At 40.2% G+C, this 23,580-nt stretch carries 23 protein-coding genes; all 23 read left to right on the top strand.

Annotated elements, in window-relative coordinates; all coding sequences use genetic code 11:
- The first annotated feature begins 271 nt into the window (after positions 1–271).
- The 23 genes from H580_RS0104965 to H580_RS0104855 all read left to right on the top strand — a co-directional run bounded on the left by H580_RS0104965 (position 272) and on the right by H580_RS0104855 (position 23,579).
- Complete coding sequence (locus tag H580_RS0104965; RefSeq protein WP_028593803.1) at positions 272–715, top strand: glycosyltransferase family 2 protein; 444 nt, start codon at positions 272–274, stop codon at positions 713–715.
- Between the two features lie 331 nt (positions 716–1,046).
- A complete protein-coding gene (locus H580_RS0104960; RefSeq protein WP_036604671.1) occupies positions 1,047–3,089 on the top strand; it encodes an ATP-dependent helicase ComFA in 2,043 nt (680 codons plus the stop codon).
- Between the two features lie 324 nt (positions 3,090–3,413).
- Positions 3,414–4,157, top strand: a complete 744-nt coding sequence (locus tag H580_RS0104955; protein ID WP_157282699.1) for a ComF family protein — start codon at positions 3,414–3,416, stop codon at positions 4,155–4,157.
- 195 nt (positions 4,158–4,352) lie between these two features.
- Complete coding sequence (locus H580_RS0104950; protein ID WP_028593800.1) at positions 4,353–4,757, top strand: TIGR03826 family flagellar region protein; 405 nt, start codon at positions 4,353–4,355, stop codon at positions 4,755–4,757.
- 135 nt (positions 4,758–4,892) lie between these two features.
- Positions 4,893–5,171: a flagellar biosynthesis anti-sigma factor FlgM gene (flgM, locus tag H580_RS0104945; protein WP_028593799.1), complete on the top strand. Its 279-nt coding sequence runs from the start codon at positions 4,893–4,895 to the stop codon at positions 5,169–5,171.
- 8 nt (positions 5,172–5,179) lie between these two features.
- Positions 5,180–5,677 carry a flagellar protein FlgN gene (locus H580_RS0104940; RefSeq protein WP_028593798.1) on the top strand — a complete coding sequence of 166 codons (498 nt, stop codon included), beginning with the start codon at positions 5,180–5,182 and terminating at the stop codon, positions 5,675–5,677.
- 174 nt (positions 5,678–5,851) lie between these two features.
- Entirely contained in the window at positions 5,852–7,420 is a 1,569-nt protein-coding gene (flgK, locus tag H580_RS0104935; RefSeq protein WP_028593797.1) for a flagellar hook-associated protein FlgK, read from the top strand.
- Positions 7,421–7,435: 15 nt separating this feature from the next.
- On the top strand, positions 7,436–8,326 hold the full coding sequence (gene flgL, locus H580_RS0104930; protein WP_028593796.1) for a flagellar hook-associated protein FlgL: 891 nt from the start codon (positions 7,436–7,438) through the stop codon (positions 8,324–8,326).
- Between the two features lie 10 nt (positions 8,327–8,336).
- Positions 8,337–8,909, top strand: coding sequence for a DUF6470 family protein (locus tag H580_RS0104925; protein WP_028593795.1), 573 nt, complete (start codon positions 8,337–8,339; stop codon positions 8,907–8,909).
- Positions 8,910–8,974: 65 nt separating this feature from the next.
- Positions 8,975–9,403, top strand: coding sequence for a flagellar assembly protein FliW (gene fliW / locus H580_RS0104920; RefSeq protein WP_028593794.1), 429 nt, complete (start codon positions 8,975–8,977; stop codon positions 9,401–9,403).
- Complete coding sequence (gene csrA / locus H580_RS0104915) at positions 9,403–9,645, top strand: carbon storage regulator CsrA (RefSeq protein WP_028593793.1); 243 nt, start codon at positions 9,403–9,405, stop codon at positions 9,643–9,645. Before fliW ends, csrA begins: the two co-directional genes overlap by 1 nt.
- Before the next feature lie 166 nt (positions 9,646–9,811).
- Positions 9,812–10,633: a flagellin N-terminal helical domain-containing protein gene (locus tag H580_RS0104910; RefSeq protein WP_028593792.1), complete on the top strand. Its 822-nt coding sequence runs from the start codon at positions 9,812–9,814 to the stop codon at positions 10,631–10,633.
- 82 nt (positions 10,634–10,715) lie between these two features.
- On the top strand, positions 10,716–11,063 hold the full coding sequence (locus H580_RS0104905; RefSeq protein WP_084508965.1) for a flagellar protein FlaG: 348 nt from the start codon (positions 10,716–10,718) through the stop codon (positions 11,061–11,063).
- Between the two features lie 15 nt (positions 11,064–11,078).
- Positions 11,079–12,554, top strand: coding sequence for a flagellar filament capping protein FliD (gene fliD / locus H580_RS0104900; RefSeq protein ID WP_028593790.1), 1,476 nt, complete (start codon positions 11,079–11,081; stop codon positions 12,552–12,554).
- A gap of 48 nt (positions 12,555–12,602) precedes the next feature.
- Positions 12,603–12,986, top strand: a complete 384-nt coding sequence (fliS, locus tag H580_RS0104895) for a flagellar export chaperone FliS (protein ID WP_028593789.1) — start codon at positions 12,603–12,605, stop codon at positions 12,984–12,986.
- Positions 12,986–13,303, top strand: a complete 318-nt coding sequence (locus H580_RS0104890; protein ID WP_028593788.1) for a hypothetical protein — start codon at positions 12,986–12,988, stop codon at positions 13,301–13,303. Before fliS ends, H580_RS0104890 begins: the two co-directional genes overlap by 1 nt.
- 48 nt (positions 13,304–13,351) lie before the next feature.
- Positions 13,352–16,534 carry an IPT/TIG domain-containing protein gene (locus H580_RS0104885; protein WP_245583502.1) on the top strand — a complete coding sequence of 1,061 codons (3,183 nt, stop codon included), beginning with the start codon at positions 13,352–13,354 and terminating at the stop codon, positions 16,532–16,534.
- Between the two features lie 62 nt (positions 16,535–16,596).
- A complete protein-coding gene (gene fliB / locus H580_RS0104880; protein ID WP_051217262.1) occupies positions 16,597–17,844 on the top strand; it encodes a flagellin lysine-N-methylase in 1,248 nt (415 codons plus the stop codon).
- 16 nt (positions 17,845–17,860) lie between these two features.
- A complete protein-coding gene (locus H580_RS0104875; RefSeq protein WP_028593785.1) occupies positions 17,861–18,955 on the top strand; it encodes a glycosyltransferase in 1,095 nt (364 codons plus the stop codon).
- Positions 18,956–19,426: 471 nt separating this feature from the next.
- Entirely contained in the window at positions 19,427–20,902 is a 1,476-nt protein-coding gene (locus H580_RS0104870; protein ID WP_028593784.1) for a CDP-glycerol glycerophosphotransferase family protein, read from the top strand.
- 7 nt (positions 20,903–20,909) lie between these two features.
- Positions 20,910–21,983 carry a pyridoxal phosphate-dependent aminotransferase gene (locus H580_RS0104865; RefSeq protein ID WP_028593783.1) on the top strand — a complete coding sequence of 358 codons (1,074 nt, stop codon included), beginning with the start codon at positions 20,910–20,912 and terminating at the stop codon, positions 21,981–21,983.
- Between the two features lie 27 nt (positions 21,984–22,010).
- Positions 22,011–22,724, top strand: coding sequence for a phosphocholine cytidylyltransferase family protein (locus tag H580_RS0104860; protein ID WP_028593782.1), 714 nt, complete (start codon positions 22,011–22,013; stop codon positions 22,722–22,724).
- Between the two features lie 12 nt (positions 22,725–22,736).
- Positions 22,737–23,579 carry a LicD family protein gene (locus tag H580_RS0104855; protein WP_028593781.1) on the top strand — a complete coding sequence of 281 codons (843 nt, stop codon included), beginning with the start codon at positions 22,737–22,739 and terminating at the stop codon, positions 23,577–23,579.
- Position 23,580 lies beyond the last annotated feature (1 nt).

The following is a 23,580-nucleotide window of genomic DNA, read 5'->3' as shown; positions in this document are numbered from 1 at the left end:
CAGGTTATGTGATGTAATCGTCGATACATATTTGTTACGTATGAACGATGATAAGAGGCAGGAACACGCCATTATATGTACTGAAATTAAGAATGAGGTTTCATTGTATCATGCATTTATTTCACTTCTAGAATTGGCGGGCAAAGGAAACAAATGATAGTAGTTCCGATTGCGGTGTACAACTTCTAGAAAAAAAGTGAAAAATGACGACGCTTGTCCGTCACCGTAGCGCATTTCGCGGCATACACTTGGTAGTAAGGAGGTGGGCCGCATGATCACGATGTTGGGTTGGATCGTATTGTGCTACGGATTGGCGGCAGTGGCTGTTCATCTAGCACACCGGCTTACGAAGAAACTGCGGGGAAATCGTCCGCAACCTTGGATACATGTTGTTATTGTTGCGCAAAATGATGAGCGTCATTTGGAATGGATTATACGTGCTTACTGTTGGTATGCTTGGTTCAAAGGCAAGCGTTTGGAGATATCGGTATTGGATGGCGGATCGACGGATGAGACTCTATTGATTGTCAATCGCATGATGGGGCGATATGGAGTCGTTTGTCATGTTATGAACGAATCAACAGTGAAGGCACGTGATGAACGTGTCGTGGAGTTACAGCAAGCCAAAGAAGCAGAGGAGACGCAAATCATTCTTTATTTGCACCGTCAAGATGATTGGCGGAAGCTTCCCTTTTTGGCTGGCAGCACGGTGTAGGCGGCGCTGGCGTCGTTGGGTACGCCGCAGGCGTCGATGAGAGCGGATTCAAGTTGCAATGAAAGCATGCATCTGCTCATACGGTCGATTGAATGTGAGCAGAATGGATGCTTTCAAGCTAGAAGCATATCGCAATAACATACGAATTGTTGGAATGGTGGAATACTCCAGTTAAATCGGTAGTTGAGATTTATATCTCATACTTGAGCATTTGGTATGGATATCTTGAATATTTAAGTGATGTGAAGCACACATCGCCCTGATGGCAATCAGAGCGAGTGTGCTTTTTTATTTTACTCAGATGACTTTGCTAAATAAGGAGGTAACACATATGTTATGGCTATACGCAATTAAGCTAGTAGGACGTTGGGAACTGAGATTTTCATTGGATTGGCGAGTGGATGTATGTCATTGGGGAACTACTTCGTGTGAGGAGACAGTTTGCTTGGACGATTACAAAATAGTGATGTGGTATTCAAAAGTACCTATTGATGTAGCTTTATATGCCGTGGCAAAGTTTACGCAGCAATCGGGGATGGATCGTTGGGATGAAGATAGTTGGAACATGTATGGTGAGGCATTAGTAAACTCATTTGGTGAACAATTAAAAAGATTGAACGGTTATGTATGTCTTAAGGCTAGGATATTTACCAATGGTGAAATGATAGCGATGGCTGCGCAGTTGCTGCGTAGTAAGCACTTAGAGTTTGGAAAAAATGGAGGTGCACATATACGTGTGCGCGCTGTAGGCGAAACATTGGAAAGTCAGATGTCTGTATATGATCGCTTCATGTCCTTGCTGTCAGGGAAAGCACTGCTTGAAAGTGAAATAAGAAGCGTGGTCGAGCATCATCAATTTGTGTTAAGTGATGAGCAACTGTTAGGTTTGTTGCAGCAAGGTGCATTGGACGGGCACATTGAACTGACAAATGGAGTAACTGGAAGCGATAGTGATGAGGGTGGAGCTAAAAGTGCACTGAGTAGGCAGTTTAGAAAAATGGTTTCTGCTATATGTTCTAATCCTGCACAGGGCAGACCGGGGTTGATTCAACGATCAGAGCGTTGTCGGCGCTGTGGTAGTAGAGGTGAGCAGCTGAGGGGCACAAACTGCGAAAGATGTGGTTCCGACAGATGCTATACCTGTCTTGGTTGTTTGCAATTAGGACGAAGCCGAACATGTGGGTTGCTGATTATTGGAAAACGAAAGGACGCGCGTTTACATGATCAGGTCGCAGCGGCCGCCGTTAGTCATGATACGGAGGAGTTGTATATCAAAGAACTACTTGAGCGCTTTGGGCTTGCTCCTGCTCAGCGTGATGCGAGCCAATTGGCACTTCGATACTTGGAGAAGCACTGGCAGCTTGAGCGAGAAGCTAAGGGAGAGTTTCTTCTGTGGGCAGTAACGGGGGCGGGGAAGACGGAGATGATGTATCCGCTTGTTGCGCATGCGCTTCATCGAGGCGGACGCGTCTGCATTGCTACGCCGCGGCGTGATGTTGTGCTGGAGCTAAAGCCCCGTATAGCGAAAGCATTTGCAAATGTACGGGTCGTAACGCTCTACGGCGGCAGCGAAGAGCGGTGGGACCTGGGCGAGGTGACGCTTGCGACAACGCATCAGTTGATGCGGTTTCGCGAGGCGTTTGATTTGGTTGTGGTGTACGAGCTGGATGCGTTTCCGTTCCACAACAACCCGATGCTTGAGCAAGCCGCCAGGCAGGCGTGCGCGCCTGGCGGAGCGTTTGTGTATTTGTCGGCAACGCCGCCGAAGGCGATGCAGCGCGCCGTGCGGCGGAACCGACTCGCACAGGCGATTGTACCTGTGCGGTATCATCGTGAGCCGCTGCCTGTGCCGGAGCGGCTCACGATGCCAGCAGTGGCCCGCCAGATTGCAGGTGGGCGGCTGCATGGGCGACTGGTGAAGGTGATACACCAGTCGCTGGAGCGGGGCGCGCAGCTATTTATATTTGCTGCGCGCATTCGCCATATAGAGGGCATCGTACACCTGCTGCGTGCTGCGTTGCCTGGATATGCTGTTGAAGGCACGTCTGCTGCTGATGAGGGGCGGACAGAAAAAGTGCAACAGTTTCGTAATGGAGCCATTACATTGTTAGTCACGACAACCATTTTGGAACGTGGTGTTACTGTCCCTAAAAGTGATGTTATTGTATTGGATGCAGATGACAAATTATTTGATGCATCCTCACTTGTACAGATGGCAGGTCGCGCTGGACGGTCTAAGGATGATCCGCACGGTCTCGTTTATTTTGCAGCTCCACAATGGACTAAGCCACAGCGAGAGGCAGTGGCTCAGATTAAACGAATGAATAGACTTGCCAAGCGCGGAGGTTATTTAAGAACGGAGGGCGCGCTGTGAAATATGGAATAACCGGTCATCTACTATCTCAAATAGCATCTAGCATCTTGGAATGATGATCATGCTCTATGTTACATATTTGAGATTATTAAAATAAAAAAGACCTTATATGCATGATATGATCCATGAATGAAGGGGTGGAGATGCAACATGAATGCGCCAAAAGGCTGGTATGAAGGTGTAAGTATGCCCCGTTTTGGTATATGTATAGGTTGTGAGGTGAAGATTCCGTATGTGTCGGCACGAAATACTGAGAAGGAGCTAGAAAGTAGAAGTCGATCGCACAGATCCTCGACATATTCTGTTAGATCGTGGAGTAGGCAATTGTGTGCATTATGTCGATCATCCATATCTTATATTGAACAAATTGGCTGCCCGCATTGTGGGAGAGCAGTTCGCTGCACGGATTGCGAGCGACATCCACTCTTTGTTCATGGTCTTACGGCAAATCGAAGTGCCGTTGCCTATAGCGAGGCGATGAAAGCATGGCTTCATCGTTATAAATTTCAAGGCGATACAGGCTATGCTGCTATCATGGCGGGCATGATGCTGCAACGTTATGAGCTGCTAGCTGCAACAATTTCCAACTTTCATCATCAGATCACTGTTCCGCCATTGCCTCTTTATGAGCGTCTACGGCGCTGGTTGTATCAGCTTCCGTCTGTCCCATATCCGGACGTCGTCACCTTTGTTCCATCCACGGTAGAGCGATTGATAGATCGCGGCTTTAACCCAGCAGAACGACTTGCTACGCTGCTAGCAACAGCGTGGAACTGCCCGGTCATGCCTTTGCTCACACGGATGACCGATCAAGGAAGGCAGAGCCATCTGGGGCGCAGTGGTAGAGAACTAGCGCTATCAGGCGCTTACTGCTGCCATACCCAGGCTCTGCAAACACTTTGCGTAAATATAAATACGTCAAACAAATCCCCACTCTATATCCTACTCGTAGATGACGTATATACAACGGGAAGTACTGTTCGGGCTTGTGCAGGAGCATTGACGGGAGCTCTCCGTAACTATGGAATTTCATCAATTATTTGCAGTTACACATGGGCACGTGCCTGAAAATCGTTGTTTGGGTGGGAACAATTTCACTTGCCTGTCCAGTCCCATTTACTTATGTAGGTGTGGCAAATATCATTCTATCCGTCTTATCCCAACAGAGATCGACATTTTTCAATATTGTTTAAAAAGCTCCTCTCGTCATCTGTTCCAACATGCGTTATGATGGAATCAGATAAAGGTAAAGAGGTGTCGAAGATGGAATTAAGCAATTGCAATCGTTGCGGGCGACTGTTCGCGAAAGTATATAAAGATATATGCCCCAACTGCCTAAAAGACATCGAAGCGGATTACAAGCTTTGCGCAGATTATTTGCGAAAACATAGACAAGCGACGATGACCGAACTATCGGATGATACAGGGGTTAGCGTGCGGCAGATTACTCAATTTATTCGTGAGGGACGTATATCTGTATTGAATATGCCTAATCTTTCTTATCCATGTGAAGTATGCGGAGGCTTTATTCAAGAGGGGCATATGTGCGAGAGCTGTCGTCGCCGTTTACTTAATGATCTTTCCCAGGCGAAAAACGAGACAGAGTCACAAGCGAATGCTGTGAATAAGAACAGTGGAGCGACGTATCGAATCATTGATAAAGCGTAGTAGATTGCTTCTAACAAGCTATATTTATCCTGCAATGTGAATTTTCTTTTTTTGGATAGCTAAATAATTGTTGACATCAAGCCGATAATCTTAGTAAAGGTCGTCGGCTTTTTGATTTGAAATGAGGTGACTACGTTGAAAATAAATGATACACAGCGAATTGGAGCGGCTCAACAATATCAGCGTCAGCAATCGATTTCCCATACAGCTAAGCCTGCTAAACGCAAAGATGAGGTTACAATCTCTACAGAAGCGAAGCAGTTGTTAGACGCCAACACTCGTACGCAGGATAGCAGCAAAGCGGAGCGCATTCAGGAGCTTAAGCAAGCTGTTTCTACTGGAACATACCATGTTGATGCGAACAAAATTGCAGAGAAGTTGCTGCCGATATTTAGTCGCGATATGAAGAAATAGGTGATGATATGAGTATACAGCGAGTTATCACAGCATTGGACACGTTGCGCGTGCTGCATGAACAGTTATTAGAAATAGCTGAACAGAAGAAAGGTGTTATTACTCGCAACGATGTTCAAGCGCTAGCAAGCTTAACCTCGAAGGAAAATAGAATTTTGAAGCTTGTAACGGAAGCTGATGATGAGCGAGTGGCGGCATCGTTAGCTTTTGTCCAAGAGAAGGGGATTCGCTCGAATCTTCGTTTGACGGTATCAGAGCTTTCTCGTCTGGTCTTCCAGCCGGAAGAGCGATTGCAGTTGCAAGAAGCGCAGCGATCTTTGAATGGCCTATTGAATCGGTTGAAGGAAGAAAATAATTTCATCCGTGAGCTGCTACAGCAGTCATTGGATTTTGTTGACTATTCGCTCAATATTATGACGAGCCGCCCAGAGGATGAATCATTGTATCGTCATCCACAGCAGCCACAGTCCAAAATTGGGCGCAGTATGTTTGATACAAGAGCGTAATAAATTATGAACATACGGATGTAATGAGCACATGAAATACAATTTTTATTGCTTAAGCCTTAGTTCGTGCAAGCAAACTTTAAATAGAATGATAGAAAATTAGAGATCTGTTCGCTTTTATACGCGACGATCATACATAGAGGAACTAATTTAAGAGAGGGAGGATATTGCCACATGCGTTCAACTTTTCATACGTTAGAAATCGGTAAGCGCGGCGTCGCTGCCCATCAACTATCACTAGCAACGACAGGCCATAACATAACGAATGCTAATACACCAGGATTTTCGCGACAGGCAACTCGACTAGTTGCGGCTCGTCCAATTGATTATCCGGGACTTCATAATAATTCAAAGCTCCCTAACCAGATGGGGATGGGTGTTGAAGCTGAAAGCGTTTATCGCATTCGAGATTTTCTGCTAGATATTGAGTACCGCAATCAGAACACTGTGCAGTCCACATGGAAAGTACAGCAAGAAACACTGCGCAACATTGAAGGTATTTTCAATGAGCCATCGGATAATAGTATTGCCAAAAATCTTTCAGAGTTCTGGAATTCTTGGCAGTTGCTGAGTAAGAATCCTGGTAACTCTGACTTATCGGCTCGTACACTTGTTCAGCAGAAGGCGATTTCTTTGACAGAAACTTTTGGACACATTTCAAGTCAGTTGAAGGTACTAGAGAGTAACTTAACTGAACGTATTAACGTGAAGGTGTCTGAAGCTAATAATTACATTCAACAAATTTCTGATTTGACGACGATGATTAAACGTATCGAAGGACTTGGCGATCATGCAAATGATTTGCGTGACAAGCGAGATTTGTTGGTGGATCAACTGTCTGGATTAGGTAACGTCACTGTAACGGAAACAGCTGCGGATTACCAGATTACTTTTGGCGGTACAATGGTTGTAGACAATATGGTGTCCACACCAATAACAGTCGGTGATACTGGTGCCTTAACTAATGGTGAAATCAAGGGATATGTCGATTCTCGTGATATCCATGTTGCAAACTATCGCAAGCAGTTGGACATTATTGCGAACACGATTGCAACGGGTCCGGTTGAAGTAACACTGCCAGCAGGATCGATTCTTCCACAAGGAGTAACGATTCCTGGAGCGCAAATGGACCCTGCAAACCCACGTCGATTACTGGCAGATGCGAAACATACGGTGAACGGCTTGAATGGACTTCATGCACTAGGTTATAATTTGCAATCACCAGCACAATCAGGTATTCCATTCTTCACTACGAAAGATGGAAGTGCGACGATTACGGCTGATAATATCGTTCTGCACACTTCTATTAAGGATGATGTGAAAAATATCGGCGTGTCTATGAGAACGGAAATGCGTACACAACCCGGTGGTGCGCAGGTTGAAGTTGCCCTGCAAGGTAATGGTGACATGGCATTGCTTATTGCTGGTTTAAGTGAGCGAGTATATAGCTTCACACAGCCAGGGTCGGTTACAAACTCAGCAACTATTAATGGATATGTACAGTCGGTTGTTGCCCAACTTGGTAATGAGTCAGATCATGCTATGAAAATGGTTGAGAACAGTGAGTTGCTAACAGGACATGCGGATAATCTTCGTAAGTCTGTAAGCAGTGTTTCGTTAGATGAAGAAATGGCTAACATGATTAAGTTCCAACATGCTTACAGTGCATCTGCACGTGTAATGACGACAATGGATGAAATGCTTGACAAGCTTATAAACGGCACGGGTGTCGTTGGTAGATAGAAGGAGGTAAGCTAGATGCGCATTACACAGTCCATGATGGGTGATTCTATGATGAAGAACCTACAAGGCAACTTCAAACGACTTGATAAGTATCAAGAACAACTTATGACAAACCGTCGCTTGAATCGTCCTTCTGATGATCCAGTTGGTGTAGCGAGCGCGCTGCATTATCGTGCGGAAATTAGTGCGACAACACAGTTTACGGATAATGTACAAGATGCAGACAGCTTTATGAAATACACTGATGAGGTATTGGGTGAAGCTACTCAAGTTATTCAAAAATTAGCTGAGCTTGCTGTACAAGGCTCATCTGAAACAGTGCCAAAAGATGCACGTGAAAATATTGCGCGTGAAGTCGAACAGCTATATGAACATTTAGTATCACTCGGTAACTCTCAATTTAAAGGGAAATATATTTTTAACGGGCAAAGGATCGATCAACCACCTTACCCAGCAGACCCAGCTAGAGAAAACTATGAATTGGATCAAGGTGTAGTACAATATCAAGTTGGAGCAGGGCTTTACGTGGATGTTAATTTGCTTGGAGATAAAGTATTTGGCAAATTCGGTGCAGAAAGCATGTTCAAAGTTGTCGATGATATGCGAAAGGCACTTGTGGATGACAATACTGCTGGTATTGCTGCTACCATTCCTCAGTTGCAGGCTAATTTAGAACGACTGACGTTGGCGCAGGCAGAGGTAGGTGCGAAACAAAACCGATTGGAGTTTACAACAAGTCGACTAGAAGATCTCAATTTGAATTATATCGGTCTCCAATCAAAGACGGAAGATATTGATATGCCTAAAGTAATTACAGAACTGAAAACAGCAGAAAGTATATTCCAAGCTTCCTTGGATACAATTGCGCGTGTTTCACGTCCAAGTTTGCTTGATTTCCTACGGTAGGTGATGCGGAATGAATTTGCCGCGCATAGAAATTAATCAGCAGTTTTCTCGATTGGGACTTGAACGGCAGTCCGGACAGCTGAAAATAGAGACGCCTTCACCTGAGCTTCAAATTCATCAAGAGCATGTAACGGTGGAGCTTTCTCACAGCAAAGATGATCTAACAATTGATTCACGTAAAGCTTGGTCAGCTCTTAGCAGAGGGCGCTTTGAAGAAGTAACGGACCGCATTGCACAACAGTCGTTACAGATTTCAATGCAAAACATTGCTAACCTGGCTCAAGAAGGCGATCGAATGATGGCATCTCATCAAAAAAGCAATGCTTTTGCCGAGATTGCTCGTGAGAAGATGTTTAGGGCGTACCCTATCAATATTGCAGGTGAGCCAGATTACGACAATGTCGATGTTACCTACACACCTGGGCAATTACAAACTAATGTAAAGCCAGGGGGCGTCAGTTTTGAATTCGAGCGTACGAAGCCCTCTATAGATTATTATCCGGGTAAAATCAATCCGTACTTAATACAGAAGAATTTTATATTTTTTAATGCTACAGGACAGCAGTTAGATGCGGTCATGTAATAAGATCTAGCTATATAGAACTTTGTTCTTTATAGCTATTTTTATTTCGAGGAGGAACGACAGAGATGGAAGTACAGTCTACAAGATTAGGTGTCTTGGAAGTTGATTCATCAGATATTATTCGATTTGAGGAAGGAATTTTGGGGTTCTCTGAATATAAAGAGTATGTTTGGCTGCAGGCCGTTGGATTTAAAATGGAGATTGATTTGCTGCAAAGCGTGGATGACGCTGATTTGACCTTTATTGTCATAAACCCGTTTAAGTATGAACCGGAGTATGGGTTTGAATTATCAACGATTTGGAAAGATAAACTCATGATTGAATCCGATCAACAAGTGGGGGTTAGAACCATAATGACGATAAGAGGAGGAGAGCGAATGACAACCAATTTAAAAGCTCCACTCGTTATTAATATAACAACTCAACAAGCAGCTCAGATTGTACTAGAAGGTGTGCCTTATGATGTACAGCATCCGATTGGAGGCGAATCGTAATGCTTGTATTAACGAGGGCTAAAGGCCAAAAAATTATGATTGGCAATGATATCGTATTAACGGTGGTGGAAGTGAATGGTGATCAAGTTCGTCTCGGCGTAGATGCACCAGTTGATATTTCGGTATATCGAGAGGAAATTTTCCTAAGTATTAAGGCGCAAAATGAAGCTGCTTCGAAGGAAAGTTTGTCTATGGATGATTGGGGTGCTATAAGCGACAGCATTTCACAGAAAAAACGATAAAAAATGAAAAAATTCTTCTTCTGCTATAAACTTCGCAAATATGCCGCCGATATATAAATTAGTAGGTCAAACGTAATGATTCTATCGGCCGAAGAACATACGTTGACCAGTAGGGTGTAAGCAAGGAAGCGAACACCATAACACGATTCCAGGGAGGAACTTAATCATGCGTATTAATCACAATATGAGTGCATACAATGCACACCGTCAACTATCTTTCAACAACACTCAACAAGGTAAATCTTTGGAGAAATTGTCTTCTGGCTACCGTATCAACCGTGCAGCTGACGATGCAGCAGGTCTTGCAATCTCCGAGAAAATGCGTAACCAAATCCGCGGCTTGGAGCAAGCTTCCAAGAATGCTTTGGACGGCATTTCCTTGATCCAAACAGCTGAAGGTGCTTTGAACGAAACTCATGCTATGCTTCAACGTATGGCTGAGCTTTACACGCAAGGTGCGAACGAAGTTCTAACAACTTCTGATACAGCTAAAATTGATGCTGAAGTTAAACAGTTGACTGAGCAAATCGATGCTGTTGCTACTCAAACAAGCTTCAATACGAAGAACTTGCTTGGTGCTTCTGCTCCAGCAGAAATCGTATTCCAAGTAGGAGCTAACAAAGACGAAACTATCAAGTTGACTCTTTCTAAAGCTACAGCTGCTGAACTTAAAGTTAATAACTTGACTAAACTTGATGGTGCAAATGCTACAGCAACAGGTAACCTTGAGAAAGTTCAAGCGGCACTTAACCAAGTTTCCGAGATCCGTTCCGGCTTGGGTGCTGTGCAAAACCGTTTGGAGCACACAATTAACAACCTTGGTACAACTGCTGAGAACTTGCAATCTGCAGAATCTCGTATTCGTGACGTTGACATGGCGAAAGAAATGTCCACATTCACGAAAAACAACATCCTTAACCAAGCTGCTACTGCAATGTTGGCACAAGCTAACCAACAGCCTCAAGGCGTACTTCAATTGCTTCGTTAAGATTTTCTTGAAGCCGGCCGGTTTATACCGGTCGGCTTCTTTACTATCTAAATAGTAAAATAAGTGGAAAAAGGGGCATTTGATGATGAGAGTGGATACAAATTCTGCTCTGCAGTCAACGCATTCGCCAACTCAGGCAAATAAAATAGTAGATTCAGGCTTACCTAATCTACAAACCCTTCAAGAAAAACGCTTCATGCCTGTTGGAGAGCAAACGCTTATCAATATATTAGAGCAGAGCAATAAGCCATTACAAAATACCAATACGTATCTCAAAGTATCTGTACATGAAAAGACACAACAAATTGTTGTGAAGATTATGAACAAGGATACAGATGAGGTTGTAAAGGAAGTACCTCCAGAGAAGATTCTTGATCTCGTTTACAATTTGTGTGAACAACTTGGAATTTTCGTTGATGAAAAGAGATAAAGGAGGGAGTAGTAGATGATTAACCCTATTCGATTCGGTGGTATGGCATCGGGATTAGATACGGACAAACTCATCAGTGATTTGATGAAAGTTGAGCGTATGCCGATAGATAAGCTGAATCAACAAAAGCAAACACTCATGTGGCAGCGTGAAGAATATAGAAACATGAACTCGACATTGTCTAGCTTTCAAAAACTTGCAGGTGATTTGAGATTTTCAGCATCCTTTAATAAATTATCAGCTACAAGTAGCGATTCGACTGTAATAACGGCTGATGCATCTATTTCAGCTGGTAATGGTAGTTATGTTATTAAAGTTGATGCTTTGGCTACGTCTTCGACGAATGTTGGAGATGCTTTTCCTGCGGCTGTAGATCTGAAAGCAAAGGGTCTTACTGCAGGAACGTTCAAAATTGCAGGTCGCGAATTCAAAGTTACTGCTGATTCTACGCGTGAATCTGTAATGGCCGAAGTAAATAAAGCCAATATTGGTGTGCGCATGAGTTTTGACAGTATTAATGGAAGATTCATGTTGACCTCTACGAGTACAGGGCAATCCTCTTCATTTGCAATTGATGACAGTTCGGGCGTGTTAGCGGGTAACTTTAATCTAGCAGCTGCCAAAACAAAGGCTGGTCAAAATGCTAAGGTAACTGTAAATGGTGCTAGCATGGAGTTGGCTAATAATGCTTTTGAATTCAACGGAGTTAGATTTGATTTGAAAGGTGTTTCTACTTCTGAGGTTACAGTTTCGGTAAATAGAGATACGCAAAATTTAACCAACCAAATTAAAGATTTTGTAAATAAATACAATGATCTTGTAGATAAATTACAGTCCGAAACGACAGAAAAGCCAAATCGCAACTATAAGCCTCTAAGTGAAGAAGAAAAAGCGGCTATGACTGACAAGCAGATCGATCTATGGGAGTCTAAAGCGAAGGCTGGATTAATGTACCGGGATGATATTTTACAAGATGCAATGAGATCTTTGCGTCAAGATTTGCTTAATGGCGTTAAAGGACTACCTAAATCCATGGATTCATTAGAGGATATTGGGATTACATTTAAAAAGTTCGAGATGGGCGGAACTAAAGAACTCGGAAAACTAGAGTTGAACGAGCAAAAGCTTCAAGATGCGATCAATAAAGACCCAAATGCTGTTATGGAATTGTTTACGAAAACGAGCACGAAGGATAAAAAAGATCCGGATCGTAAGCTTGAAATGGGCTTTGCTGAGAGAGTATATGAATCACTTACGAATTCCATTAATAAAATTACGAAAAAAATAGGATCTGGGAAATCTTCAGAAGCATTAGACAACAGCCTAATGGGTAAAAGATTATACGAAATGAACAACAAGATGGATTCTCTTGAACGAAGAGCCAGCATGGCGGAGACACGGTATTACAAACAGTTTACCGCTATGGAGAAAGCTCTACAAAAGCTAAATAGTCAAGGATCTTGGTTATCGCAGCAATTAGGTCAAGGTTAAACTTATATGTAAACAATTCAGAATGATTTGTGTAAAGGGAGATGTTTCATGAAACCGATGAATTATCAGCAGCAGTATTTAAAAACAAAGGTAGAGACCGCAAGTCCAGGTGAATTGACACTCCTTTTATACGAAGAATTGTTTAGAAAGTTGAACATGGCCAAAAAACTGAATCAACAGAAGCTGCAAGGGGAAATGCTGCAAAAATTGCATGGTGCACGCGAGATTATGTATGAGCTCATTACGACTTTGAACATGGATTATGAGATTTCACAGCAACTTCACGCTTTGTATGACTATTACTTGCGTCGTATTACCGACTTTATCGTTACTAAAGATGAGGAGGTGCTTGAAGAGGTTATTCAATTTGCAAAAGAATATGCTGAAACTTGGAAACAAGCACTGCATATTGTCAAAACGGGGAATGCATAATGAATACACTCGAAGCCGCGAGTCGCATAAAAGAGATTTATACAATAATTTTAAATGCATCTAAGGTTGATTCTTACTTCCAGTATGAAGATGAATTAGATGAGCTGTATGGATACTTACAAGGGGACGCAATAGCTAGGGGAGACATACAGCTGTCTGAGCCAATTCAATTACTCTATATAGAATTGCATCAACTTAATAAGCAAGTAGAGCAGCTTTTGCAGCGAAAGCAAGCCTTAAGTAAGAGGATGAAAGAAGTGTCGTATGATTCATACGCACAACCTAATGATGCTTATTTTGTAGACCGCAAATGGTAGAGGGATCAGGAAATATTTTTTTGATATGGGGGAATTACGGTGAGGAAGATGAAGCACATTTTTACTCTTGTGCTCACATTTATTGTCTTATTTGTACAGATACCTTTGTCAACTGTACAGGCTTCGACAAATTATGTTAGTGCTTCAAGAAGTGTCAATCCAAACAGCATCATTGTAGGACAAGAAGCAGAAGTGAAACTAAGTATCCAGGGTACACCTCCTGTCAATGTTGTAAAGCCTAATGATGTTATTTTGGTAATTGACAAATCAGGCAGTATGAGTCCTGGTGCCAATAATGGTGAAGATAAAATGAAAAATGCCCTTGATGCTGCGAAAGGCTTTATTGATCTTATGGATCTTTCAAAGCATAGAGTAGGGGTAGTAGACTTTAGTTCTGCTGCAACAAGCTTTCCACTAACATCAGATGCAGTGGCTGCTAAAAATTATATTGATACGATCATAGCAAATGGAAGCACGGCTACAGGAGCTTCCATTGATAAGGCAATAGCGGAACTGACGAATCATCGTCCTGATGCACAGCCTGTTATTGTTCTCATGACTGACGGTGCGGCTACTGTAGGTGGAGATGGACTGGATCCTTATAAGTATGCGCTTAAGAAAGCAGAAGACGCTAAAAATGCAGGTATTGTTTTTTATACCATTGCATTGTTGTCGAAAAATGATGATCCTAATAACAGTGCTCCAAACAAATTGATGATGGACATGGCTACGACCTCCCATCACCATCATTTTGTTTTGGGGTCAACGGGATTAGCAGAGATTTATTCTGCGATTGTTAAGGAGATTGGACTTGCAAGTGCTTATGATGTAACCGTTACGGAAGTTGTGAATGACGCTTTCGAAATTGTTCCGGGATCGTATGAACATAACATTCCTAAGCCAGTTGTAAATGGTAACACATTGACTTGGAAATTCCTAGAATTAAAAAATGATAAGCTTGATTTTACTTATAAAATCAGACATAAGGCTGATAGAGGCGCGGGCAAAGTTCAAGTGACGACTGCAGACTCCAAAATTACGTATAAGGATTACACAGGAGCGAATAGAATTTACTCACCTCCTGCTACTACTCTAGAAGTTAAATATCCAGCCCCTATTATTATGTCAGTAACTCCAGCAAAAAGTCACATAGCTGGTGGGGAAAAGATAAAAATCGTAGGTGAACATTTCCGCCCAAATCTGAATGTTCCAGTAGGTGGCGGATTTGCTACAAACGTAACATTCATTAATGATAAGGAAATTGAGGCAGTTGTTCCAGTAGGAAAACAAGGCGAGACTACTTTAAAAGTTGTAAATGATGACAACCAGGAAGCTACTGCACCGTTTGCTTATTTCGCTGACCCAGAAGTTTCAAGTATTTCACCGTCTTCAGGTCCATTAGCTGGTGGAACGCAGATAACTATTGCAGGGAAAAACTTTATGCCAGGTGTTAAGATAAAGGTGGGGGAGAATTATTCTCCAAGCGTTACTTATCACACAAGCATATACATGCAGGCAGTAACACCGGCTGGACAACAACCAGGACTAGTAAATGTTACAGTTGAAAATCCTGATGGCACACAAGTGCTAGTAACAGATGCATTCCGCTATGAAGAGCCTCCCAAGATGGAGTTGAAGTCGATTACACCAGCTGAAGGTGTGACAACTGGTAATGAAACAATTACACTTAATGGTCAATTATTTGATAGAAATGCAAAAGTATTTTTCGGTACGGTAGAAGCACCTAAACTAACTTATTTCTCTTCAAATAAGTTAACGGTTGAGACACCTGTATGGCCAACTGTGGACATTGTTGATGTAAAGGTTCAAAACCCAGATGGTACTGTGTCAGTTCTTGAAAAAGGCTTTAAATATATTTTGCCACCTCCACCACCAGCACCAAAGGTTTCAGGGATAAGTCCTAAAAATGGACCGCTTGAGGGTGGAACCACTGTATATATTGATGGTTCTAACTTTGTAAAAGGTGCTAAAGTGCTGTGGGGAGAGCAAATTGAACTTGAGGCGGACTTTATTAATTCAAATCGCCTTTCAGTACTTTCTCCAAAGTGGAGCGTATCGGAAGGTGTTTCTCTAAAAGTTACTAATCCGGATACTCAATCCGGCCTTGCTCCTGAAACATTTACTTATGACAAGCCGTTAGAATTTGAAGCACCAAAAGTTAGAGCTGTTAGCCCAAAGAATGGCCCGATTATTGGAGGTACTACGATTTACGTAGATGGTAGCGGTATTCGTTCTGGGGCAAAAATGTACATGATCCATAATGGTCAGGAAATTGATTTGAACGCGACTTTTGTTAATGCAACTCGTATGTATGCTACTACTCCGGCTGTTACTTCCCATGGTCCGGTTACGATCAAAATTGTAAATCCGGACACTAAGTTTGGCGAATTGCCAAATGGGTTCACTTACGATAAACCGCCAGAGATTCTTCCACCAACAATTAAAAGCATTACCCCTAATAGTGGAAATAAAAGAGGGGGAGGCTTAATTGATATTGTAGGTACCGATTTCCAAAAAGGAGCAAAAGTTACTTTTGGTACTCAAACAGTTGATTTAGCCGCTTTCTTGGGGACAACATCAGTAAGAGTTTATGTACCTGCTTCTCCTACTGCTGGAAGTGTGGATGTTACGTTAACGAATCCAGATGGTAATCAAGTTAAAGTAGCAAATGGATATACGTATGAAGAAGCTAAGCCAGAAATTACACGTATCACTCCAAATAAAGGTCCAATGGCAGGGGGGACAACTGTCTATGTAGACGGCAGATACCTAGAGTCTGGACTTGTTGTAACTATGAATAACCAAACGATACCTTATACTTTAGTAAACAGCACTCGGATTTTTTTCAATACTCCTGCGTCAACTACACCAGGTGAAATTACGATTACAGTGACAAATCCATCAGGTAACTCAACAAGTACGGTATTTACTTACGAGGCACCACCTGAAGTACCGGCACCGCAACTGCGTTCTGTGTCACCATCTTCTGGTCCTGTTGCTGGTGGAACCACGATATATATTGATGGTTCCAATTTCGTAAAAGGCATCAAAATTATCTTTAATGGTATTGAGTATAAGGCTGAGTATGTAAATTCAAGAAGAATATACTTTACAGTCCCAAGTGCAACTGCTCCAGGTATTGTCAGCTTTACAGTAGTAAATCCTGATGGTAAACAATCAAGTAGCTCTCTTAATTTTGAGTACAAGTAATACTTAAGAAAGGGACCTTCTTTAGGTCCCTTTCTTTCAAGTAATAAGGAGTAGGAAGTGAAATGATGAAGAAACAAGTGTTAATCCCATTATATATGAAGTCCTTTGCGTGTATAGGAAGTGAGTGCGAAGATACTTGCTGTGCGGGTTGGGGAATTTCAATTGATAAGAAAACGTATAAAAAATATAAAAGTGTAAAGCACCCTACTCTTACTAACTTACTCAATAAAGGGATGAAACGCATAAAGAACGATACAGCATCAGATGTAAAGTATGCATCATTCATATTAGATGCTAAGACTGCTGCATGTCCGATGCTTGATGAAAATAAACTATGTAGGATTCAGTTAAATTTAGGGGAAAAAGCGCTATGTTCTACTTGTACTACCTATCCGAGGGTTGTCAATCAAGTTGACAGTACGATTGAATTATCAGCCAAATTATCTTGTCCAGAAATTGCTAGACTAGCTTTGCTAAATCCAGATGGAATAGAGTTTGAACAACTAGAGTTTGATATTAATTCTGACTGGGGATTGAATTACCGTTTAAATACGCAGCATCCTAGGTTTGCTGAGCAGCTTTTCTGGGGCTTACGGATGTTTTCTATTGAAATTATACAAAATCGAAGCATGAAAATTGGTGACAGACTTATTTTCTTAGGGATATTTATAAATAATGTCCAACAAAAATTAGACAATAATCAATTAGATGTTGTACCGCATATAATTGAAGAATATAGAATGAAAATGAACCACCCTGATTATATAAACAGTTTAGAGAAAATTTCGATTAGTACTACTTTCCAGGTTAAAATGATTATAGAAATGGTGCAAATTAGAAATAACATGGGTATTAGTAACGAAAGATATACGAAGTGTCTTAATGAAATGATACAAGGATTAAACATACAAGAACAAGTTGGTATTGAATTGAGTGATTTAGAGAAAGTTTATATTGAGAATTACAAGCAATTTTACCAACCATTTCTAGAAAAATACGAATATATCCTTGAAAATTATTTGGTTAATTATTTATATGAGAGTCTTTTCCCAAATACAAGTTCTAATAAAATATTTGAAGACTATACAAAAATATGTATTTTGTTCTCTGTCCTGAAGATGCACATGATAGGCATTTCAGGATTTCATAAAAATCTTACGCCTGAATATGCGGTGTTTATTATTCAGAACTTCTCGCGAGTTATTGAACATAATACAACTTACCTTGTACAAATATCGAAGCTGTTTAAAGAGAATGGATTCGATACTTTGGCTCATTTGGCTACGCTTGTCAAAGATAAAAATATGTAGAAGTGAGGGCCGTTGAGTGAAGCTACCGATATCTGTGTGTATGATCGTAAAAAATGAAGAGGATATGCTTGCACAATGTTTATCGTCTGTAGCCGATGTTGTTAATGAAATAGTTATTGGGGACACAGGATCTACAGACAATACAGAGGGTGTTGCACGGCAATATGGAATTCAAACGATACCGATACTTTGGAAAGATTGCTTCGCAACTGCTAGAAATGCTGTTATTGAGCTTGCCACCCAACCCTATATACTTATAATGGATGCTGATGAGCGGTTGATAGAGAGTTCGATAGATGCATTACAGGGATATGTTCAATCTGGCACAAGCAGTCCGGGTAAAGTAAAAGTTGAAAATGTTAAAGAGGATGGGAGTGTAGTATACAGCCAGGTAACACGTTTGTTCCCAAATACTCCTAGTTATAGATACGAGGGTAAAATTCATGAACAATTGAATTGTAATGGAATACAGCCTTCGTCGATTATGACCTCGGTTAGTCTCTTACATCTAGGATATACAGACAGTGCCATTGCGGAACGCGGTAAATTGGAACGCAACCTACGTTTACTGTTGGAAGCAGAGTGTCAGGATCAGAGCAATCCATATACGCAATATCAACTTGGCCAAACATATTTTGTTGGTAAACAGTATGAGAAGGCTGTACAGCATCTATATAATGCCATCCAGCTGCTTCCTATGGATGAGCAAAAGACGGTTGCTTATATGTCTAATGCATGGCTTTCATTATGTTATTCTCTATTTTACTTAAAACAATATAACGACGTATTGAAAATAGTTATGAATGCGATCGAATTGTATCCTGACTATACAGATTTGTATTTTGTATATGGACTTACTTTGACCAGTATGGGGCATTCGTCGGCCCTAGAATTAATTCCAGATGTGTTTATGCATTGTCTAGCTCTAGGTGAGACCAACTCCTCGAACTATGAAACTTCAAAAGGAGTAGGTACGTTCAAGGCGCATTTCAATTTAGGCGTGTACTGGGAAATTGTTGGAGATATATCGCGTGCGAAGCATCATTATCAGTGTGCAGCTCTTGACGGATATGATGTTGCAAATGACCGATTAAAGATACTCACACGTTAAGTCATATGTCATCTATACAGAATAATAAAAATATGCTCGAATATTTTAGAGACATGTACTTGTTCCCTTATATATCAGGGAACAAGTCTTGATAACAACTGTCGTGCAGATTATGATGAAAATGGAGATCCACTTGGATTTCCTCTGACGATGTAATAAATGTCTCATCTTTAAAAAATTAAACAGTTTGGAGCAAAGAAAGCCTGTCTCATCTTACAAAGGACAGGCTTTTTCACAATATGGACGCCTTTTTAGGTGTCGTTTTTTTATTTGTTCATGGAATAGGAGACACTATTGAAATATAGCTCTGCGAATAAGGTGTATAGATAGGCAGAGGGGAAAAACTATTCATCTTTTTGTTCTATTTTGTCGATAATACAGGTAAGGTATCGAATTCCATTTAATTATTTCTTTATTACGAAAACTAATATTATATGATCATAAGTTCTTAATTTAGAGAGGATACATGAGATGAGATTAAGTCAAAAACAACAAATATTAGATCTTGTTGCTACGATAGAGAACGGCGTAGATTATGCTGCAAAAATTGATAATAAGCAAGAAATTGTCATACTACGGGATTGTCATGATGGATTAGTATTTTTGACTAATTTAATGAGTGAAGAGCATGCAGTATGTGTACTTCTTAAGCAAGCAATCAACACTATTTCTTTGGCAATGTTAGATACAGTAGAACCTCAATTCTATATCTCTCATTTAGAAAAAATAAAGCATATATTAATTAATATAAAATCTATGATTGTAGATGATGTGAGGACCGATATAGAAATAGCGTTTATGCCATACAAGGTGTCTATGTGGGACTCGTTAGAAAGCATTTACAGAGAAGCTGAGCAGGATCTAAATTGTTCTTGCTATGTCGTGCCAATTCCGTACTATGAAAAGAACTCTGAAGGGCAATTTTCTGAGGTTTGCTATGAAGGAGATCAATTTCCCAAGGATTTAAATGTTGTGTCATATGAGAAGTATGATTTCGAAAATAGATGTCCGGATATTATCTATATACACAATCCATATGATAGATACAATACACTTACGATGGTTAACCCGCGCTTCTTTACGGATAATCTCGCCCGGTATACAGATATGTTAGTTTATGTTCCTTATTATATGGCTGGTAGTTCGGAGAAACCAGATATACCCGCTTTCCCAGCTTTCAGAAATGTAACTAAAATTATTGCGCAATCAAATCGTACAAAAGATGCTTTTCTTATAAACGGAGTTGGGGCTAATAAAGTATTGAATTTAGGGTCTCCTAAACTTGATGCTACGTTGGCAGTAATGAAAGAGCATAAAGAGCTTCCGGTTTCTTGGAAAGAAACGATGAAAGATAAGAAAGTATTTTTATTTAATACAGGTATAGCTGATCTCTTATCTACTAGCAGCTGGTTTGAACAAATTGTGCATGTTTTAAATTATTTTATTTCTCATAAGAAAAGTGCATTAATTTGGCGCCCGCACCCGCTTACGAAAGTCACATTACAGACAATGCGGCCGCATCTAGTTGATGCATTTGAGAAGATGGAAGAACAGTTGAAGCAAGCTGCTAATATAACTATTGATTATAGTAGTGATATTTATCCAGCAGTAGCTGCATCTGACGCAATCATAAGTGATTATAGTTCTGTTATGCTGCAATACATTGTGACGGAGAAGCCGGTATTAGGCCTCTTAAGTGAACACATGTTGGAACCTAATAGGTATTATTATGCTGACTATTTAGGCTGTTACTTTACTGGTAAAAATACAACTGTATCACAATTTGTCGAAATGGTAGAGAATAATGAAGATGTTAATAAAGAAGAGCGTATTTCCAGATTTATAAACAGCATAAGTAATGCGGATGGTACATCGGGACAAAAGATTCATCAAAGTATTAAGAAAGAAGTGCTTCAAAAATTATTTGCGCTACATGAAGGAAGGTAGAATTAACATGTATTATGTTAATCCAAATATAAAAAAATTATATAGAACATCATATAGTGAAAGTCGAAAAAATTATCTTAGATTGGATATGAATGAGAACCCAGAAGGGCTACCTACTCCATTTTTTGAGAAAGTAATGAATAGTATAACTCCTGAGTATGTTGCCACATATCCTGAAATGGCTTCGTTAATCGGACGTTTAGCAGGGTATTTGCATTGTGAACCAACTAATATTTGCTTAACAAACGGCTCAGATGATGCGATTCGATTGTTGTTCGAAGTATTTGGTGAGCCTGGGAAAAAGGTGGTTTCAGTTAGCCCAAGCTTCGAAATGTACGCTGTGTACATAAATATGTACGGAATGCTGCATTCACCTGTTCCTTATAATGAAAAATTCGAAGTGAGTCTAGATGATATACTCGCCACCGTTGATTCTGATACGGGAATCGTTGTTTTATTGAATCCTAATAGTCCTGTCGGAGCTTCTTGGACGGAAATGGAAGTAAGAGCTGTAATAGAAAAAGCGAGAGAAAACAATGCAGTAGTTGTCATCGATGAGGCCTATTATTATTTCAATCCTACAACATTTTTACATGTTGTGAATGAATACGATAATGTTATGGTATTTCGAACATTTTCAAAAATGCTATCTATTGCTGGATGTCGAGTTGGATTTATCATTTCAAATGATCAATTGATTAGTGAAATAAAAAAAGCGTGTTCAACGTATCCTGTTAACTGTTTTGCAATTCGATTCGCTGAAATGCTACTGGAGGATACAAAAATTATTGATGATTTAATTGAGATAGAGAAACATGGTCGAGATTATTTATTATCGCAGCTTGAACAGTATAACTATAAATATCATTTTAATTACGGTAATTATGTACTAATTAAAAGCAATAAGAAACCGAAAGAAATTTTTGAAGCATTGAAGCAGAGAAATATTTTAATAAAGACTTATCATGCACCTATTTTGTCGGATTGGATTAGAGTAACTACTGGCAGCATTGATACTATGCGCATATTTTGGGAGCAGTTTAAAGAAGTGGATCAAGTTAATGATGTGATATGTACATAGATTCAGTATAGAGGGGGATACGAGCTCATGAAGGCTATTTTGTTGGCAGCAGGAAGAGGAACAAGAATATCAAGAATGATAGAGGAAATCCCCAAATCTGTATTACCTGTTAGTGGAATGCCGTTAATTAGAAGAAGTGTAATGATGTTATTGGAGCGAAATATTCAACCAATTGTTTGCGTCGGTTATCGTGAAACTAAAATTTATGAAGCTTTGGAAGGTTTGGATGTCACCTACTATTTTAATCCGTTCTATAATGTGACGAATAGTATCGCTTCTTTCTGGTTTGCCAGAGAAGAGCTAACAGATGATACGATAATTATGAATGGTGATGTGTATATTGAAGATGATATTTTAGATTTAATTATAGAGACGAAGAAAGATTGTGCATTAATGGTGGACACGGGTAGGACAGTAGAAGGTGATTACTTCTTAATGCTAGAGAATGGATACATTAAGAAATATGGTAAAGATCTACCTTTAAAAGAACGAACTTGCGAATATGTAGGGATTGGAAAAATAAGAAAGGCATTTTTAGCAGAGTTCACAGAGAAATTAGAATATTTAATAGGAACTCAACAGCACCAATTGTGGTGGGAAAATATATTATATTCATTAGTCGAAGAAGAAAAGAAGAACATAGAAACGATTGATATTAGCGGAATGTTTTGGTCGGAAATTGATTATTTTGATGATTATGAAAGAATCATTGCACACATAAATAAAGTAAAGGTTGTTTAGTATAGGTGGGATATGAGACAAGGAATAGATTATATTAAGCTAACGGATGAACAGTTAAAAAAGCTTCAAATGGAAATGTTGTCTCTATTAATTGAAGTAGATCGAATATGTAAAAAACATAATATTCGATATTATTTATCATATGGAACGTTAATCGGTGCAATTAGACATAAAGGATTTATTCCTTGGGATGATGATATAGATATCGAAATGAGTAGGGGAGATTATGATAAATTTTGCGAAATTTGCAGTGTTGAACTAGATGATACCAAGTTCTTTTTGCAAAATCAGCAAACGGATAAGCACTACAATTGGGTTTATGGAAAGTTGAAATTGAAGGATACGTCTTTTATTCGATATGGACAAGAACATCTCAAACAACTAGATGGGATATTCATTGATATTTTTCCGCTAGACAACATGTCTCGTAATAAGCATAAGCAGAAGCTATCTATGTTTATGAGTAAAATATGTAGAAAACTTTTATGGGCTCCTGTTGGCAAGAAAACGTTAAGTAATCCTTTTAGTAAAGCGTTATACACCGTTCTTTCCTTTATTCCACGAAAGCTAGTTATACGTGTGTTTGAGTTTTTTGCTCATTTAGATAATAAAAATGAAACAGCGTTACTTGCCTCTCACAACTATATGTCGGGATACATATTTAAACGTGAGTGGTTTTCTGAGACGATAAAGGTTGAATTTGAAGGACATACTTTTGATGCACCTAAAGGCTACGATGAAATTTTGACTTATATTTATGGAGAGTATATGAAGCTGCCTCCAGAAGAGAAACGGCATGGACATACTTATGCGACGTATATTAAATTTCTGGATGGGACTGAACTAAAGCTATAGC

Origin of the sequence: Paenibacillus assamensis DSM 18201 (genome assembly GCF_000422445.1) — a bacterium.
Taxonomy (GTDB): Bacteria; Bacillota; Bacilli; order Paenibacillales; family Paenibacillaceae; genus Paenibacillus_B; species Paenibacillus_B assamensis.
Note: the sequence above shows the minus strand (reverse complement) of the source record. Positions and strands in the feature narration are given on the sequence as shown.